The organism is Mesorhizobium sp. IMUNJ 23232 (assembly GCF_044326205.1).
Taxonomy (GTDB): Bacteria; Pseudomonadota; Alphaproteobacteria; order Rhizobiales; family Rhizobiaceae; genus Kumtagia.
Genome location: NZ_JBIRCY010000164.1, coordinates 1 through 968 on the forward strand (window position 1 = coordinate 1; position 968 = coordinate 968).

Consider the following 968-nt stretch of genomic DNA (forward strand, 5'->3'; position numbering starts at 1 on the left):
TGAAGATTCCTCGGCAAAGGATCTTCACTCATGGCGCCCGTTCATACCGTTCTCATGGAGACGTTAGGCATCCACTTCGGACTGAGCAAGAGCCGGCTTTTGACACTTGCTGCTCTGGTCGTTGGGCTTGTTCAGTCGCGCACCGTCAACCTGTCGCATCTTGCCGCGCATCTCTGCGGCTCGGCCTTGCATGCATCGAAATATCGGCGCCTGCAGCGCTTCTTCCAGTTTGTCCGGCTCGACCAGGCCGTGGCGGCGCGTCTGGTGCTGCGCATGCTCGATCTGGAGCGCCCCAAATTCCTGGCGCTCGACCGCACCAACTGGAAGCTCGGATCGCGCGACATCAACATCCTGATGCTGGCGGTCGTCACCCGCCGCTTCCGGGTGCCGCTGCTGTTTTGCCTGCTGCCGCATCAGGGCAACAGCGACACGGGCCTCCGCATCGCGCTGATGCGGCGCTATCTCAGCCTGTTTGGCGCTGCATCGATCCGCTGTCTGCTCGCCGACCGCGAGTTCATCGGTCAAGAATGGATGGATTTCCTCAATGAAAACAATATCCCCTTCGCCATCCGCGTGAAGACCGGCATGACCGCCACCCTCGATGACGGTCGCACATGGTCGCTTGCAACGCTGCTGCGGCGCAGGCGGGCGCGATCCGCCACCTTCATCTGCAAAGCACATCTCAACGGCACAGAAGGCGCAACACGCGAGCAGCTCAGCCTTGTCGCAAAGCGCCTGGCAAACGGCGAATGGCTCATCATCGCCACCAACCGCCCCGACCCGAAACAGGCGCTCAACGACTATCGAAAGCGCTGGGGCATCGAGTGCATGTTTGGCGACGCCAAGACCCGCGGTCTCAACATCGAAGACACCCACATCACCGATCCCGAAAAGCTGGCAAGCCTCATCGTCATCATCATGCTCGCCATCACATGGGCCTATCGCTGCGCCACGCATTCCATGGGCAT

1 protein-coding gene is annotated in these 968 nt (G+C 60.8%); it reads left to right on the forward strand.

Features of this window, described 5'->3' with window-relative positions; all coding sequences use genetic code 11:
- Window positions 1–30 precede the first annotated feature (30 nt).
- Window positions 31–968, forward strand: a 938-nt coding sequence (locus ACH196_RS38120) for an IS4 family transposase (protein WP_396651991.1), incomplete at its 3' end; no start/stop codon positions are given.